1 protein-coding gene is annotated in these 541 nt (G+C 33.1%); it reads right to left on the reverse strand.

The window, feature by feature from the left end; all coding sequences use genetic code 11:
• Window positions 1–541 (reverse strand): hypothetical protein (locus tag E3E36_RS11420; protein ID WP_206203635.1); only part of this gene is annotated, 541 nt, incomplete at both ends.

Consider the following 541-nt stretch of genomic DNA (forward strand, 5'->3'; position numbering starts at 1 on the left):
AGTTTTTATTTATTGAAGATGTTGAACGACTATCAACTGAAGGAGCTATGACTTGATTGTTTTGTGGTGATTGAAGTTGATTGTTGTTATCACTGTTATTATCAGTTGATTGATTCCGGTTGATAGTTATATCATTATTATTCTGAGGAGAATTTTTATCAGTAGCTGATGAATTACCGGAAGAATTATTGTTTGAAGAGTTTTGCTTTGGTTGCTTATTAAATGATTTACTTGCCTCTTCTACACCTGCATCAATTTTATTATTCTTATTTATTGAAACATACACTGCACCTGCAAATAAAGCAAGCAAACAAGCAGCAGCAACCCATCTAAATCTTTCATTAAATAACCACCAAACAATTCGCCTTTTTCTGTCTTCATCCTCTTCAATTTTTTCCCACACTTCTTCGCTTACAGGAGATTCATAGTTTTCTAATTGTTCTTTTACATGAGCATCAACAGTTCTCTCGTTGGTAATTTTATCAAACAAACCTGCGGGCACTGCAGATGCATAATTTTCTAAGCGATGTTTAATAAAACT

This window comes from Thermococcus sp. M36, assembly GCF_012027355.1.
Lineage (GTDB): Archaea > Methanobacteriota_B > Thermococci > Thermococcales > Thermococcaceae > Thermococcus.